Annotated in this window: 12 protein-coding genes; 5 read left to right on the forward strand and 7 right to left on the reverse strand. The window is 41.4% G+C overall.

The window, feature by feature from the left end; all coding sequences use genetic code 11:
- Position 1: 1 nt before the first annotated feature.
- The 4 genes from secD to queA form a co-directional block, all read right to left on the reverse strand.
- The gene (gene secD / locus PSF28_RS05130; protein WP_004914628.1) at positions 2-1,849 is read right to left on the reverse strand and encodes a protein translocase subunit SecD; all 1,848 of its coding nucleotides are present in this window, start codon (positions 1,847-1,849) and stop codon (positions 2-4) included.
- Positions 1,850-1,875: 26 nt separating this feature from the next.
- Positions 1,876-2,208, reverse strand: a complete 333-nt coding sequence (gene yajC, locus PSF28_RS05135; protein ID WP_004905542.1) for a preprotein translocase subunit YajC — start codon at positions 2,206-2,208, stop codon at positions 1,876-1,878.
- 94 nt (positions 2,209-2,302) lie between these two features.
- Entirely contained in the window at positions 2,303-3,430 is a 1,128-nt protein-coding gene (tgt, locus tag PSF28_RS05140; protein ID WP_004914630.1) for a tRNA guanosine(34) transglycosylase Tgt, read from the reverse strand.
- Between the two features lie 89 nt (positions 3,431-3,519).
- Positions 3,520-4,590 carry a tRNA preQ1(34) S-adenosylmethionine ribosyltransferase-isomerase QueA gene (queA, locus tag PSF28_RS05145; protein WP_272684738.1) on the reverse strand — a complete coding sequence of 357 codons (1,071 nt, stop codon included), beginning with the start codon at positions 4,588-4,590 and terminating at the stop codon, positions 3,520-3,522.
- Between the two features lie 487 nt (positions 4,591-5,077).
- Here queA and PSF28_RS05150 point away from each other — a divergent pair, with 487 nt between their 5' ends.
- The 3 genes from PSF28_RS05150 (at position 5,078) to ggt (ending at position 8,514) form a co-directional block, all read left to right on the forward strand.
- Positions 5,078-5,689, forward strand: a complete 612-nt coding sequence (locus PSF28_RS05150; RefSeq protein ID WP_210837476.1) for an acyl carrier protein phosphodiesterase — start codon at positions 5,078-5,080, stop codon at positions 5,687-5,689.
- A 217-nt stretch (positions 5,690-5,906) separates the two neighbouring features.
- On the forward strand, positions 5,907-6,509 hold the full coding sequence (locus PSF28_RS05155) for a peroxiredoxin C (RefSeq protein ID WP_210837478.1): 603 nt from the start codon (positions 5,907-5,909) through the stop codon (positions 6,507-6,509).
- A 238-nt stretch (positions 6,510-6,747) separates the two neighbouring features.
- On the forward strand, positions 6,748-8,514 hold the full coding sequence (gene ggt, locus PSF28_RS05160; protein WP_272684739.1) for a gamma-glutamyltransferase: 1,767 nt from the start codon (positions 6,748-6,750) through the stop codon (positions 8,512-8,514).
- Between the two features lie 57 nt (positions 8,515-8,571).
- On the opposite strand, the gene brnQ is transcribed toward ggt, so the two are convergent.
- The 3 genes from brnQ to phoB form a co-directional block, all read right to left on the reverse strand.
- Positions 8,572-9,897 (reverse strand): branched-chain amino acid transport system II carrier protein, encoded by a 1,326-nt coding sequence (brnQ, locus tag PSF28_RS05165; RefSeq protein ID WP_004914636.1) that lies wholly within the window; start codon positions 9,895-9,897, stop codon positions 8,572-8,574.
- Positions 9,898-10,397: 500 nt separating this feature from the next.
- Positions 10,398-11,699, reverse strand: a complete 1,302-nt coding sequence (gene phoR / locus PSF28_RS05170; protein ID WP_272684740.1) for a phosphate regulon sensor histidine kinase PhoR — start codon at positions 11,697-11,699, stop codon at positions 10,398-10,400.
- 23 nt (positions 11,700-11,722) lie between these two features.
- Positions 11,723-12,412 carry a phosphate regulon transcriptional regulator PhoB gene (gene phoB / locus PSF28_RS05175; protein ID WP_004914638.1) on the reverse strand — a complete coding sequence of 230 codons (690 nt, stop codon included), beginning with the start codon at positions 12,410-12,412 and terminating at the stop codon, positions 11,723-11,725.
- A 250-nt stretch (positions 12,413-12,662) separates the two neighbouring features.
- Here phoB and sbcD point away from each other — a divergent pair, with 250 nt between their 5' ends.
- Both sbcD and PSF28_RS05185 read left to right on the forward strand, forming a co-directional pair.
- Positions 12,663-13,877 (forward strand): exonuclease subunit SbcD, encoded by a 1,215-nt coding sequence (gene sbcD / locus PSF28_RS05180; RefSeq protein WP_210837483.1) that lies wholly within the window; start codon positions 12,663-12,665, stop codon positions 13,875-13,877.
- Position 13,878: 1 nt separating this feature from the next.
- Entirely contained in the window at positions 13,879-17,562 is a 3,684-nt protein-coding gene (locus tag PSF28_RS05185) for an AAA family ATPase (protein WP_272684741.1), read from the forward strand.
- Positions 17,563-17,597 lie beyond the last annotated feature (35 nt).

A 17,597-nucleotide genomic window follows, 5' to 3' on the forward strand; every position in this document is an offset into this window, starting at 1 on the left:
CTTAAATTGACAGCTTGTTAATACGTTTACCGCCGTAAAGCAGGTTCACGATAGCACGTGTACCAACGATAGCTGTAAACATAGAGGTTGCGACACCAATCGCTGTCGTAATCGCAAAGCCTTTAATAGACCCAGTACCCACTGCATAGAGAATAATCGCAGTGATCAGTGTCGTTAAGTTTGCGTCTGTAATACTTGAGAAGGCGCCTTTATACCCTTCATGAATTGCTTGCTGAACAGATCGACCGTTCTTGAGCTCTTCTTTAATCCGTTCGTTAATTAGAACGTTCGCATCGACGGCAACCGCAAGGGTTAATACGATACCGGCAATACCAGGCATAGTCAGTGTTGCGCCCGGTAATAAGGACATCACCCCAACAATTAACACCAAGTTTGCCAACAGCGCGCTACTCGCAATCAGACCAAATTTACGATAGTAAATAATCATAAATAGGATAGAAGCTAACAGACCTGCGATACAGGCTTTCAGCCCTTGCTCGATATTTTGCATACCTAGTGTTGGACCAATGGTACGTTCTTCAACAATTTGGATTGGCGCAATCAACGCACCTGCACGTAACAGTAATGAAAGCTGGCGAGCTTCAGTGCCGTTAGTAATACCAGTAATACGGAATTTGCTACCAAAACGTGCAGAAATACGTGCCGCATTGATGACTTTTTCATCTTTCACCAAAATTGAACGGCCCGTTGCATCTTTCTTGCCACTGTCTTTGTATTCAACAAACAGCGTTGCCATCAGCTTGTCTTGGTTATCACGTGTAAAGTCAGACATGATAGAACCACCAGAACTATCAAGACTGATACTCACTTGTGGTTGGCCGTTTTCATCCGCATCAGATGTTGAATCGGTAATATGGTCACCCGTTAAGATCACACGCTTATATAAGACATAAGGCATGCCTTCACGGTCATATTTAACTTCTGAATCACCTGGTACACGGCCACTTTCCGCTGCAGAAGAATCCACGGCGGTATTCACTAGACGGAATTCTAATGTCGCAGTCGCACCTAAAATTTCTTTTGCGCGCGCGGTATCTTGAATACCCGGTAATTCAACCACAATTCGGTCAGCGCCTTGGCGTTGAACCAGTGGCTCCGCAACACCTAATTGGTTTACACGGTTGCGAATAATAGTAATGTTCTGAGAAACCGCGTAGTTACGTGCTTCACGTAAACGCTCGTCGGTCATCACTGCGATCATGGTGTTATCGCTGCCATCACTAAAGACTAAGTCTGGGTATTTACGAGACAATGCTTTTTCAGCTTGGCTACGATCATCCGCGTTACGGAAACGAACTTCCACGCTATAATCATTGCCTTTACGAATAGAAGAGTACGCAATGCCTTCTTGACGCAGGTCATTACGCAAACCATCCATGTTTTGTTCCTGCAATTTACCTAATGCAGTGTCCATATCAACTTCCATCAGGAAGTGAACCCCACCACGCAGATCAAGACCAAGCTTCATCGGTTCACCACCGATAGCTTCGAGCCACTTAGGCGTTGCAGGTGCAAGGTTTAATGCAACAACATACTGGTCACCCAGTGCATTCATGATCACTTCACGCGCACGTAACTGAACATCAGAGTTGTTGAATCGGGCTAAAATGGCCCCATTTTCTAGAGAGATAGATTTACTCTCAATTTTATCGTCTTTTAACGATTTCTGGACTTGGATCAGCGTTTGTTCATTGGCGGCGGTTCCCCGCACGCCAGTGATCTGAACAGCCGGATCCTCACCATATAGGTTTGGAAGTGCATAAAGCAAACCGATGAGGATCGCGAAGATCAACATCAGATACTTCCACAAAGGATAACGGTTTAGCACGGCAGTTCCCTTCGGGAGAATCAGAATTAAATTGCTTTCATTGTGCCTTTAGGTAAAACAGCAGCAACGAAATCACGTTTGATGGTTACTTCTGTGTTCTCACTCAGCTCAAGAACCACATAACCGGTTTCAGACACTTTAGTTACACGTCCGATTAAACCGCCAGTTGTTAAAACTTCATCACCTTTAGTGATAGATTCCATCAATTTACGGTGTTCTTTCGCACGTTTTTGCTGTGGACGCAAAATCATGAAATAGAAGATCAGCGCGAAAACAACAAGCATGATAACCATAGTGTACGGGCTACCTTGCGCTGGTGCACCTGCTGACGCCGCTGCTTCAGAAATAAAAAAACTCATTCAACTTTCCTCATTGTTTTATTGAAAGCAATTTTACATACAAAAAAGCTAAGTTTGATATGCTACACAGATTAATGGCATTTCGCACTTAAATTCATTCGATATTTAATGAAGGTTCAGGTTTACCAATCTTTTGGTAAAAATCTTTAGCAAACTCTTCAAAATTCCCATTTTCAATGGCTTGGCGAATACCGGCCATCAAGCGCTGGTAATAACGTAAATTATGGATGGTATTGAGCCTTGCACCAAGAATTTCATTACACCTATCAAGATGATGCAGATAAGCGCGGCTATAATGACGACAAGTATAGCAGTCACACTCAGCATCCAGTGTTGATGTGTCTGATTTATACTTAGCATTACGAATTTTTACCACGCCATTTGTCACAAATAAATGCCCATTTCGCGCATTTCGTGTTGGCATCACACAATCGAACATATCGATTCCGCGACGAACCCCTTCCACTAAATCTTCAGGCTTACCAACCCCCATTAAGTAACGAGGTTTTTCCGCTGGAATTTGCGGGCAGACATGTTCTAAGATTCGGTGCATATCTTCTTTCGGTTCGCCAACGGCTAAGCCGCCTACAGCGTACCCATCAAAGCCGATTTCCACCAGCCCCTTAACTGAAATATCACGTAAATCTTCGTAAACACTACCTTGAATAATACCGAATAAGGCATTTTTATTGTTTAGTTCGTCAAAACGTTGGCGGCTACGTGCAGCCCAACGCAGCGACATTTCCATTGATGTCTTTGCATAGTCCCAATCTGCTGGATATGGCGTACACTCGTCAAAAATCATGACAATATCTGAACCAAGGTCATACTGAATTTCCATCGACTTTTCAGGACTTAGGAAAACTTTTTCACCGTTGATTGGGTTGCGAAAATGCACACCTTCTTCTTTAATTTTGCGCATCGCACCAAGACTAAAGACCTGAAAACCACCTGAATCGGTTAAAATTGGGCCTTGCCATTGCATAAAGTCATGGAGATCGCCATGTAACTTCATGATTTCTTGCCCAGGGCGCAACCACAAGTGGAAAGTATTCCCTAATAAGATTTGAGCGCCGGTTTCTTTGACTTCTTCCGGTGTCATGCCCTTAACTGTACCGTAGGTTCCTACTGGCATAAATGCAGGGGTTTCCACCACACCACGCTCAAAGACTAAGCGACCACGGCGTGCATTGCCATCGGTCGTTTGTAATTCATATTTCACGTTTGCCTCCTAGCAGCAGAAAAACAGTCTGTTGCTATCGATAATATTAATTTGCTAAGCAAGCAGCCGATGCCACCGCTTCAAACTGATTACTCACCAATTTTCTCAAATCGAGCTTTTGTATTGGGGGTAATAAACATAGCATCACCATAACTAAAGAAACGGTATTTTTGTTCAACGGCTTCTTTATATGCATTCATGGTGTTTTTGTATCCAGCAAACGCAGAAACCAACATAATTAATGTCGATTCTGGTAAGTGGAAGTTGGTGATCAGTGCATCTATCACCTGATATTCATACCCTGGATAAATAAAGATTTGGGTATCATCAAAAAATGGAGCAATTAAAGCATCTTCGCTCGCTTTTGCGGCACTTTCTAGCGACCGAACGGACGTCGTTCCAACAGCGATAACACGATTGCCTCGTGCTTTACAGGCTAAAACAGCGTCTACGACCTCTTGTGGCACTTCTGCATATTCAGAATGCATAATGTGATCTTCGATAGTATCAACTCGTACAGGTTGAAAGGTACCGGCCCCCACATGCAATGTCACAAATGCCATCTCTACGCCTTTTTGGCGCAATGCTTCAAGTAACGGCTCATCAAAGTGTAAACCTGCCGTTGGTGCCGCAACAGCACCTGGTTTTTCGCTATACACGGTTTGATAAAGTTCTTTATCAGACTCTTCATCAGGACGGTCAATATAAGGAGGCAGAGGCATATGACCAATTTGGTTTAGAATACTTAATACATCACGTTCATCGTCAAAACGCAGCTCAAACAATGCACCATGACGCGCGACCATCGTCGCTTTCACGCTTTCATCTTCGCCTAGCAGTAATTCAGCCCCTTCCTTTGGTGCTTTTGATGCCCTAACATGAGCGAGCACGCGGTGCTCATCCAACATACGCTCAATCAGAACTTCAATTTTACCACCGCTAACTTTGCGCCCAAATAACCGTGCGGGGATCACGCGAGTGTTATTGAACACCAGCAAGTCACCATGCTCCAATTTTTCTAGAATATCGGTAAAAACACCATGCGTGAGCTGCCCTGAGCCGCCATCTAGGCTTAATAAACGGCAAGCACTACGCTCAGCCTGCGGATAATGGGCAATCAGTTCTTCAGGTAATTCAAAAGTAAAATCGGAAACACGCATTGTATTGACATCAATCTAAAAAAACAGGCGACTAGTCTAGTGCCGCACTGACTTTGGCGCAAGAAATAAGCGCAAAATCGGACAAAAAACCACCATTTTTTAACAAATAATTTGTTAGCAAAAAATTCTGCATACTATTTACCCATTCAAAAAATGAATTATTTCTGTTTTACTAAGATTTCATGACAAATTTATTTCAATCTTTTTTCTTTTGTCTCTCAATGCTCATACCCCATGAATTTCGAATTAGAGGAATTCTTTATTATTCCTCTACCAAGTAATGTCCTGTAAGTTTCGAATTCAACATAATTACTGCTATAGTTTGAGCAATCAAAAAGTTAGCTAAGCTGCGTTGCATGTCCTATGGATTTCGAATCACAGGTAGGCAGCAAGTAAAGATATCCCGATGAGCATACATGAGTATGTGATTCGGGTGGCTTTACGAAGCTAACACCCCTGTGGTTTGAAAGACGACGGACATTTTAAAGTGAATTATTTAGCGCACCTCCACCTCGCCCATCTCGCTGACAGCTCCTTACTCGGCAACATCATGGCTGACTACGTCCGCGGTAACCCTGTGGGCCTTTACTCCCCCGAAATTGTCTCTGGTATCTTTATGCATCGAACTGTCGACCGCACTACAGATACTCACCCTTTAGTCAAAGAAGCTAAATTGTTATTTCGTGATGAATATCGCCGTGTTGCACCTATAACATTGGATTTAGTTTGGGATCATTTTTTATCTTTGCATTGGTCAACTATTGAGCCATCAATACCGCTAGTAGACTTTGTACGTGACTGCCGAAAAATAATTGAGCCGCAGCTTTGTCATACCCCTGAAAAATTCCAGGAGTTAAATGAATATCTCTGGCCTCAACAGTGGCTAATACGCTATGCAGATAAAAATTATATTGGAAAATCACTGAGTGGGATGGCAAGAAGACGCCCCAAGCTCAGTGCGCTAAGTGGTTCATTTGATGATTTTTTATTGCAGTATGATGCGTTAGAAACTATTTTCTTTCAATTTTATCCGCAAATGATGGCTAATGCGCTGCAACATTTTTTTGTACAGAATGTCACAATTAACACAAAGGAATAAATTAAAGCTTGCACTTTAGTGGAATAAAACTATCTTATTGATATTAATTTGATAAACCAGTATTATTGATAGTTAAAACCTATCACAATAATCGGTTTAAATGACTTTATTGTCAAAAGATCTTTTTCTATTCTTTCAGAAGTCTAAATCCACACTATTTATCAGTGATTAAATAGACAGGACAAAAAACTTTAATTCAAACTCATAGGAGTAAATTATGGTTCTGGTAACACGTCAAGCCCCTGACTTTACTGCTGCTGCTGTTTTAGGCAACGGTGAAATTGTTGAAAATTTCAACTTAAAAACACACATTGAAGGTAAACCTGCAGTAATCTTCTTCTGGCCAATGGATTTTACTTTCGTTTGCCCTTCAGAATTGATCGCATTTGACCACCGCTTTGAAGAATTCCAGAAACGTGGTGTTGAAATCGTTGGTGTTTCTTTTGACTCTGAGTTTGTTCATAACGCATGGCGTAAAACCCCAGTCGATAACGGTGGTATTGGTGAAGTTAAATACCCAATGGTTGCTGATATCAAACGTGAAATCATGAAAGCTTATGGTATCGAGCACCCAGATGCAGGCGTTGCCCTGCGTGGCTCTTTCCTCGTTGACAAAGACGGTATTGTTCGCCACCAAGTGGTTAATGACCTACCATTAGGCCGTAATATCGACGAAATGCTGCGTATGGTTGACGCGCTGCAATTCCACGAAGAGCACGGTGATGTTTGCCCAGCTCAGTGGGAAAAAGGCCAAGAAGGTATGAATGCATCTCCAAAAGGCGTTGCTGACTACCTGACTAAAAACTCTGCAAAACTGTAATTCGTTACGCGAGTTTTAGAAAAGCGGGCATCAAGCCCGCTTTTTACTTTTGTGAACCAAGTCTATCTTTTCTCTTCCTACTCGCAATTATTCCACTCAGTTAACAATTCTTAACTCAAATACTCAATGTTTTGTATTATTGTGTGCTATACATTAAAAACACAAATAATTAACAAACTATTCATATTGAATATTTGTGCGATAGAACAACTCAATTAACCCTAACTGGGAGATACGAATGATAAAAACATCATTACGCCCTGCGGTTCTATTTCTTTCCTTACTTGTTTCTAATCAGCTGTATGCCGCTTCTGAACCTGCCGTTGAAGCAAAAAAAGGTATGGTTGTTTCCTCCCAACATTTAGCATCACAAATTGGGGCTGATATTCTAAAATCAGGCGGCAATGCTATTGATGCCGCTGTTGCGGTAGGATATGCACAAGCCGTAGTTAACCCTTGCTGTGGCAATATCGGCGGTGGTGGCTTTATGACTATTCATCTAGCCGATGGCAAAGATTTATTTATTAATTTCAGAGAAACCGCGCCCGGTGCCGCTAGTGCAGATATGTATTTAGACAAAGACGGTAAGTTAATCAAAGATGCGAGCCTATATGGATACCTCGCGTCAGGTGTACCAGGTACCGTTAAAGGCCTAGACTATGCCTTAGAAAAATACGGTACGATGAGCCGCCAGCAAGTAATGGCGCCGGCTATTAAATTAGCAAGAGAAGGCTTTGTGCTGACTAGAGCAGATACTGATGTCCTCGACACCACGACAGAACGTTTTAAACAAGACCCAGAAGTCGCACGTATCTTCTTAAAACCGGATGGTAGTTCTTTCCAACCCGGTGACTTGTTAGTTCAGACCGATTTAGCTAACACCTTAGAAAAAATTGCTCAAAATGGCCCATCCGCTTTTTATGAAGGCGAAATTCCCAAAATAGTTGAAGAAGCGTCCAAGAAAAATGGGGGAATTTTAACTGCGAAAGATCTTGCTGATTTTACTATCACGGATACAGCACCTGTCAGTTGCACCTATAGAGGATATCAATTTATTTCAGCGCCACCACCAAGTTCAGGTGGAGTGACTATCTGCCAAACGCTTAATATCTTAGAAGGGTATGACCTCAAAGAAATGGGCTTTAACTCCGCGGACTATATTCATACTCTTACAGAAGCAATGCGCCATGCCTATATGGACAGAAATACTTTCCTCGGTGATCCTGAATTTGTCGATAATCCAACGGAAAAGCTACTCAGCAAAGCCTATGCAGAAGAGCTACGCAAAGAAATCAAACCCAACCAAGCAACGCCATCAACTCAGGTTCAACCAGGAATAGGGCCTCACGAAAAACCGGAGACTACGCATTATTCTGTTGTTGATGAAAAAGGAAATGCAGTTTCAACCACTTACACGATTAATGGTCGCTTTGGCTCTGTGGTGATCCCGCCCGGAACTGGCTTTTTCTTGAACGATGAAATGGATGACTTCACCACCAAAGTAGGTGAAAAAAACCTGTATGGTTTAGTACAAGGTGAACGCAATTCTATTGCACCAGGTAAGCGCCCACTGTCATCCATGAGCCCAACTATCGTGACGAAAGATGGCAAAGTATTTCTAGTTCTCGGTTCACCGGGAGGCTCACGAATTATTTCGATTACACTGCAAACCGCTTTAAATATTATCGACCATGGTATGCCGCCACAAGAAGCCGTTAATGCACCACGTATTCACCACCAATGGCTCCCTGATGAGGTCTATTATGAGCAAAGAGGCGTTTCTAAAGACACCTTAGCACTACTCGATAAAATGGGTTACCAGATGGTTGAACAAACACCGTGGGGTGCCGCCGAGCTGATTATGGTCGCGATCCCTGAAGGAGCTGGTGTTAGTGCCAAATCTTCGGGTAATGATTCCGCTGTTTCGGGGAAAGTTCGTGAAGGCTTCATTTATGGCTCTAACGATGTACGCCGCCCAGCAGGTAGCGCTGTTGGCGTAGATTAATGGCCCAATAAAATAGAAAAAGGAGCTATTTAGCTCCTTTTTTGTAATTTCAATTAATTACACTTGTTTATGCTGTGCAGCAGGTGACACAAACTTATCGCATAAAATAGCCACGACCATCACAACAACAGTTGGTAATACCCAGACTAAGTCTTGTTTATACAGTGGCATTGCTGTCATCCATTCAGGAATATAACCTTTAAGATGGTCTGACGCTTTTACGGCACCGATTAAACCGACGACAAAGCTAACTAACATTGTCGGCGCAATCACTATCGTTGGGTTTTTCCACCACTTCAAAGTAAAGCTTAATAAAATTAAGACAATACAAGGTGGATAAATTGAAACTAGCACGGGTAATGAGAAGGCGATTAACTTACTCAAACCTAAGTTTGAGATCACCATGGAGAACACACCCAAGATCAACACCAGTTTACGGTAAGAAATCGGTACATAGCGGCTAAAGAACTCGGCACAGGCACAAGTTAAACCCACGGCAGTTACCATACAGGCAACAAAGATTAATACCGCAAGGAAGAAGCTACCGTAATTACCAAAAGTATATTGAACATAGGTATGTAAAATATCAGCGCCATCAGCAGGGTTTGGAATTAACGAACCGCTATTCTCACCAAGCTTAAACAAGGACAAATAGACCAGAGTTAATAATACCCCTGCAATTAACCCTGCCCACATAGTGTAACGGGTTAATAGTGAAGAGTTTTCGATACCCCTTGAACGCGCCGCATTAACAATAACGATACCAAATACCATAGCACCAAGGGTATCCATAGTTAGATAACCATTGATAAAGCCATTCGAGAAAGCCATCTCACGGTATTCTATTGTAGAAGGGATCGGATCCCCCGCAGGCCACATGACAGCCGCAATACCCAAAATAGCCAAGGCTAACATTTTTACAGGTGCTAAAATGTGCCCAACGCTATCGAGCAGTTTTCCGGGATATAGTGAAATACCGATAACTAGAACGAAGTAAACTACGCTGTAGATAAGTAACAGCATATCGGACTCACCACCAAATAAAGGTGCGATACCGACTTTATAGGATACAGTCGCCGTTCTTGGCGTTGCAAATAGAGGCCCTACAGACAAATAAGCAACAACCGCCAATAGTAACCCTGCCGTTTTGCCAACGGGTGTACTGAGCGCTTCAATACCCCCACCTACTTTAGCTAATGCAATAACGGTTAAAACAGGTAAGCCCACACCAGTAACCAAAAACCCTAGTGCCGCCGTCCAAACTTGTTCCCCAGCCTGCAAACCAACCATAGGGGGAAAGATAATGTTTCCTGCCCCGACGAATAACGCAAAAGTCATAAAGCCTAATGCGATGATATCTCTTGATGATAAACGATGAGCCATATTATGTTATTTTTAAGTGACAAAATAGAAAATTATGGGTTTACACTTAGCAACCCTTTGAAATATATATAGCGAGATAGAATTCTGATAAACATACTGTTAACAATATAAAAAAGCATGTTTGTTTGTATCATACGAAATGAAAAGTCAAAAAACAGAAAAATTCGCCAATAACTGACAACAAGTAGAACTTTTATAGGGCAAAAAGGCAATAGCAAACCGAAAAACAAGAATAAATAACTAAACTAATTTTCAGAACTAGTGATTACTTTCAGTAAAATCACAATACTCGTTATATGCTTTGCTCGAAAAATGAACAGCTCGTCTTTTTCTGGTGATTATAATTGATTATTTAACAGAATATATAATTAATATGATAACAATAATCAGCATTAAATATATATTTTTTGAATTGAATACATGTATCGATTGATAAATAGAAATAATCCACTCTATTAATATTTTGATTATATTAACAAAGTTGGATTATTTGCCTATTTTTAAGCTTTTTTATCATCGACAATAAACACTGGCGGTAAAGTAAATGAAAACTCACTCCCTTTACCTAATTGGCTTGTTACCACCAATTGGCTGCTATGGTGTTGTAGTGCATGTTTAACAATAGCCAACCCAAGGCCGGTACCTCCACCGCCTTGACGGGAACGTGCTTTATCTACCCGATAAAACCGTTCTGTTAAACGAGGAATATGTTCTGCAGGTATCCCTTGCCCGCTATCTCTCACACTAAAACGAGCACCTTGACTATTTCTTTGCCATTCAATCCAAATTTTGGTGCCTTCTGGCGTATGACTGATTGCGTTATAGACTAAATTTGCCACTGCACTTCGTAATTGTTCTTCATTACCATAGACACGCAATTTTTCATCAATATGAAATTCAAACTGGTGGCGCCCTTGGCTTAAACTGAGTGCTTCTTGTTCAATCATTTTGAGAATGACGGGGATATTCACTTGCTCATCAAGGTTAATTTGAGGAGCAATTTCTATACGTGATAACTGCAAAAGCTGTTTGACCAAGTTATCCATACGATGAGTTTGCTCTTGCATGACATGCAGAGCTTTTTTATTGACTGCAGTGACATTTTCTTGGTCATCCATGACCTCAAGGTAACCTTGAATGACAGTAAGGGGAGTTCGTAATTCATGGCTCACATTCGCAAAGAAGTCCCTACGCGCCTTTTCCAAACGACGTTTTTCTGTCACATCTCGAGCCACCATCAATAACTGCCCTTCTGTATACGGCAAGATACGAAACTCAACAATTTCACCACTATTGAGTTCGATAGTCAGCGCTTGGTCATAACGCTTAATGGTGAAGTAGCGGCTAAAATCTGGGTAACGTAATAAATTAAAAATATGTTGGCCATTATCTTCAGGCCAACGGAAGCCGAGTAAAGCCTGCGCATGACGATTACACCAGAAGATATTCCCTTCTGTTGTCATCATAACCACTGCATCAGGTAGTGATTCTGCACCACTACGAAACCGTTTAATTAACTGGCCTAGCTCACGACGGCGTTTACGATTACGTTGTTGCATCTGGTAGATGCCATAAAATATCGGTTCCCACCCCCCTCTACCCTCGGGTGGTAACATGCTTTTATCGAGCCACAACCAGTAAGAGAGTTTAAGTAAGTTATACCCATGCCATGTCAGTGCAGCAAGTAGCGATATCACTAATAGCCACGCTAGGTGGCCAATAAAAACCGATAAGATAAGGGCAGGTAAGATAAATAAAAACAGCCCCCAAATCAGCTGCTTAATCGATAAACGTTCAAGCACGCATGTTTCTCCCTTTGTGGTTTTTAGTAACGGATAGAAAAACGATAACCTGTACCGCGTACAGTTTGTACCATTTTATCATGACCTTCCGTCTCTAGTGCCTTTCTTAACCGCCTAATATGGACATCAACGGTTCTATCTTCCACATACACATTGGCTCCCCATACATAATTTAGTAGCTGTTCTCTACTATATACGCGTTCAGGGTGAGTCATGAAGAAATGCAGTAATTTATATTCAGTTGGCCCCATATCGATAGGGATTTCATTGCTGGTCACACGATGAGAAGTAGGGTCTAACGTTAACCCATTCATTTCAATAATATCTTCCGTCGCCATTGGTGAAATACGACGTAAAATTGCCTTTACCCGAGCGATTAATTCCTTTGGTGAAAACGGCTTAATCAGATAGTCATCCGCGCCAACTTCCAAACCTTTTACGCGGTCTTCTTCTTCTCCTCGTGCGGTTAACATCATGACAGGAACGTCACGTGTTGCGCTATCACGCTTCATATGCTTAATTACTTGGATTCCAGATCCCCCTGGGATCATCCAATCTAGGAGTACGAGGTCAGGCAACGGGTCAACAAGTTGTGCAATCGCACTGTCATAATCATCAGCTTCAATAGGCTGAAAACCATTCTGTTCTAATACAAAACAAACCATTTCTCGGATGGGCGCTTCATCTTCAACAACTAGAATGCGTCTTGCCATGATTGTTCCTGTAAAATTAAGAAGACATTTAAAATGTGAAAGCATTATGCGTCACTTTTATGACAGAATTATGAATATCAATGGGTAAAACTCATATTAATCTTTATTTTAACGGTTAAATGTCATTTAAGTGAAATATTTCCGCAACATGGTAATAAAGTCGCAAACATCCCTCAACGAGTTATTTGGATCAGGTATACTCAATTATCGAACGTTCGTGCACATTATTGATGACAGGAATTGATAGCTCATGCGCATTATTCATACTTCAGACTGGCACCTTGGTCAGTATTTTTTTACCAAAAGCCGTGCGCCTGAGCACCAACATTTCTTGAATTGGCTCGTTGAACAAGTGGAATTACATCATGTTGATGCTGTCATCGTTGCAGGTGATATCTTCGATACCGGCTCACCGCCAAGCTATGCACGTGAACTGTACAACAAATTTATTGTTGATTTACAAAAAACAGGTTGTCAGCTGGTTATTTTAAGCGGTAATCACGACTCTGTTTCTGTACTCAATGAATCAAGTGCTCTACTTCGTTACTTAAATACACAAGTCATTACGTCGGGAAGTGAGCCGCATGTTATTACCTTAGTAAATAAACAGGCTCACCCTATTGGTTTAGTCTGTGCCATTCCTTTTTTACGCCCTCGAGATATTCAACTAAGTATTGCAGGGCAAGATATTGAAGAGAAACAACGCTCGCTGCAAACAGCGATTCATGATCATTACCAAGCCAGCTACCAACTCGCGCTAGAACAGCGAACCGCTTTGGGGCTGGATATTCCAATTATTGCAACAGGCCATTTAACCGTTGTCGGCGCAGCCTTAACTGACTCTGTACGAGATATTTATATTGGTACGTTAGATGCGTTTCCTTCAGGGGCTTTTCCACCTGCTGACTATATTGCCCTTGGCCATATTCACCGTCCCCAAGTGATTGGAGGACAAGAAAGTATTCGATACTGTGGTTCACCTATTGCATTGAGCTTTGACGAAACGGCACAACAAAAAAGCGTCTGCCTTGTTGAATTCAGTGGAAGTAAATTGACTCAAGTCACACCATTGGAAATCCCTATTATTCAGCCATTACAAAGCATCAAAGGCTCCTTAAGCCAAATAGAACAGCAATTAGAGATATGGAAAGATTATCAAGGTGATAAACCCGTTTGGCTTGATATTGAAGTTGCTTCACAAGATTACCTCGCTGATATCCAACAACGTATTGAAGCTTTGACACAAGAGCTCCCAGTCGAAGTCGTAATACTACGCCGCGCACGCAAGCAAATACAGGGACAAAGCCAAACCTTAGCTAATGAAACATTGAGTGAACTCACCGTAGAAGACGTTTTTTTACGCCGCCTTGCTCAAGAGTCTTTAGATGATCCTGAGCGTGAACAGCGTCTAGTACAGCTATTTCAACAATCTTATGACGCATTGCAAATGAGCAAGGAAAGTTAATATGAAAATTTTAAGTTTACGTTTAAAAAATATTAACTCTCTTAGAGGTGAATGGAAAATTGATTTCACTGAAGAGCCATTTGCTAGCAATGGCCTGTTTGCCATTACGGGCGCCACTGGTGCAGGGAAAACGACCTTATTAGATGCGATTTGCCTCGCGCTTTATCACCGAACACCGCGTTTAAAAACCATTTCTAACGCACAAAATGAACTGATGACTCGCCATACAGGGGAATGCCTCGCGGAGGTAGAGTTTGAGGTCAAAGGCAAAGCTTATCGCGCATTTTGGAGCCAACGACGGGCTGGAGGGAAACCTGATGGCAATTTACAACAGCCTAAAGCGGAGCTTGCAACGGTTGCTGATGGTAAAATATTGACCGTAAAAATCACAGAGATAAAAGAATTAGTGGCGCAAATAACAGGGCTTGATTATGAGCGTTTTACTAAATCTATTTTACTCTCCCAAGGGGATTTCGCGGCTTTTTTAAATGCCTCTGAGAAAGAACGCGCTGATTTACTTGAAGAAATTACAGGTACCGAAATTTATAGCCAAATTTCAATTTATGTTTTTAATCAACACAAGCAAGCCAAAATTGACTTAGATTTGCTAAAAGCAAAAGCACAAAACATTAATTTACTCACAGAAGCAGAACACCAAGAATTATTGGTACAGCAAAACCATTTATTTGAGCAAGAAACACAAAGCAAGCAACAGCGTGCTCGCCACCAACAAGGGGTTAATTGGTGGCAACAATATCACCAACTCACTCAGCGCATGCAATCACTTGACGAAGAACTCAAAAAAAACGAACTTGAGTTCCAAGCTGCACAACCTCAATTAAAAAGGTTAGCTGACAGCACTCCTGCGGAATCCCTTCGTCCATTATGGCAGGAGGTTGAACGACAACAGCTACAGCTCACTGAATACACGAATAAACAACAACATTTGAAACTTAGCCTGCAAACCCAGCAAGCTGCACGCGCGCCACTGCAAGAAAATTTATTGAAATCACAATTCGAGTATCAACAACACCTTGATTCTGCTAAACAACAACATCAATTGATTGATGAAACAGTCAGGCCTCTTGATAACCAAATTGCACAATTGAAACAGCAACAGTCTGAAATTAAACAGCAAATCGAACAACAACAAATCACTCTTCAGCAAAAGCAACGCTTAGTTAGTGAAACGCAAAGTCAGATCCAAAATGCACACCTTAAGTTAAAAAAACACAATATATTTCTAGAAGAACACCCAAAAGATGCTGAGCTCAGTTCGCAAATAGGCAGCTGGCAACAACAAGGCCATTTTATTTTCGAATTAGCTGACAAACTGGCAAGTTTGCACAAAAAACAACAAATACTTTCAAATGAAGTCGCGCAGTTACAGCGGCAACAGCTGCAGCAAACTGAGAAATTAGCCCAAAAACGCCTCGAATTAGAGCACAGCACTGCCGCGTTCAAAAAACAAGAAGAAATCTACAAACAAAACCAAGAAAAACATGACATTAACACCATCAATCAACATATTGAACAGCTACAAGCACGTTTACAACATGCTAAGTTATTGCCATTAATATTATCTCAATGCCTTAATGCACAAACGCAAAAACAGAATCAAATTCAAAAAGATATTGAATTAACACAAGATATCACCACCGCGCAAAAAGCGTTGAGCCTGGCCGTAACACGCATTAATGAATTGACCCCACTCATTAAACTAACCAATGACAAATTACAATTAGAACAAAAAATTGTCAGCCTAGAGCATGAACGCCAGCAACTAATAGCAGGTAACCCCTGCCCATTATGCGGTTCAACAGAACACCCAGCAGTTCACGATTATCAATCAATCCATCTCAGTGAAACACAGCAACAACTCATTGAGCTAACAAATAAACTCGACCAATTAAAACAACAACAAACTCAGTTAGAATCACAACTTCATACACAAAAACAACGTCAAAACGAAAATTTACAGCAACAGCAGCAAATCAATGAACAATTCGATGCATTTAACCAACAGTGGCAAAAGACATGTGAGCAAGCACTCACACCAGAGTTAACCCAAAATGAACAAGCCGTTACGTTCTTAATTAATCAATTAACAGATCAGCTAGCGACGCAACAGAAAATAGTTGTGGATATGGCTGTTCTAGAGCGTGAATACCAGCAAACCAAACATCATTTACACGAGCAACAAGCAAGCTTTACCCAGTTGCAATCAGACCTGTTATTAGTCGAAGAACGCTTAAAGAACCAAACACAACAACATGATGAGCTACAAAAAGAACAGAGCCAATTCCAACAACGCAAACAGAGACAATTAGAGCAGTGGCAATCTACCCTAGCGCCATTTAACTTAAATGCGCCAGATAAAGATAAGTTCGATGAATGGGTTCTCGATATTACTCAGCGAAGTGAGCGTTTTAATAACCAAAAAGTGGCAGCACAAACACTTAGCCAACACATTGAAGTCAATAATGCCACATTAAAAGTTGAGTCAGAGCAACTCAATATACTCACTCAACAAATTGAACAAGAAAGAAATCGCCTTAAACAAATTGAGTTAGGTTTAGAGCAAAAAACAGCACAACGAAAAACACTGCTTTCTGGCTTAGCCATCAGCCAATTTATTCAGCAGTTGAATGACAAACAAACCATACTTTTCCAAACTCAGGAACAATTAAGCAAACAACTCAATGAGGTTGATAAAGCCATTGCATCAATGAATGGAAGCTATCAAGAGCTGATTGACGCCTGTGAAAAAACAAAACTGGCACAAACACAAGCTAATACCCTGTTTACTCAAGCGCTTACGGATAGTCCATTTCATCATCAACAAGCTTTCCTTGATGCGCTAATCAGCCACGAAGAAAAACAGCAATTAGAAGCGCTCAAACAACACATTAACCAAGCTCGCATACAGTGTGAAACGCGTTATAAAGAAGGGTTGCAAGCTATTGAGGTACTGAATCAACAGCGTATCACTGATTTTTCAGCGCTTAATGAAACGCAATTACAAACAATTGTTACTCAACTCGATGAAGAAATTAAGCAAATAAACCAAAAACAAGGCCAGATAATTAACCAGCTCAGTACAGACAAGCAACTGCGCCATCAACAACAAGATTTACTGCGGGAAATAGAAAAGGGCCAATTAAGTTATGATGATTGGAGCTATCTCAGCTTACTTATTGGTTCTGCTGAAGGAGATAAATTCCGACGTTATGCGCAGGGCTTAACTTTAGATTGTTTGGTTTCTCTAGCCAATCAACAGCTTGAAAAACTCCATGGTCGCTATTTATTACAGCGTAGCCACCAAGCAAACCTTGAATTACAAGTTATTGATGGCTGGCAAGCGGATAGCATTCGAGATATTAAAACGCTTTCAGGTGGGGAAAGTTTTTTAGTTAGCTTAGCGTTAGCCTTAGCGCTATCTGATATGGTGAGCCACCGTACCCAATTGGAGTCGCTCTTTTTAGATGAAGGTTTTGGTACTTTAGATGCAGAAACGTTAGATATTGCCCTTGATGCATTAGAAAGTTTAAATGCATCTGGCAAAACTATTGGCGTAATTAGCCATGTGGAAGCAATGAAAGAACGTATTCCCGTCCAAATTGCAGTGAAAAAAGGCAATGGGCTTGGTTTTAGCGAACTTCCCGCACAATACCGCATCATTTAACTCAATTTAGTGACTATTCAGGGTGGGAAATTCCC

It is taken from the genome of Providencia sp. PROV130, assembly GCF_028482225.1.
Lineage (GTDB): Bacteria > Pseudomonadota > Gammaproteobacteria > Enterobacterales > Enterobacteriaceae > Providencia > Providencia rettgeri.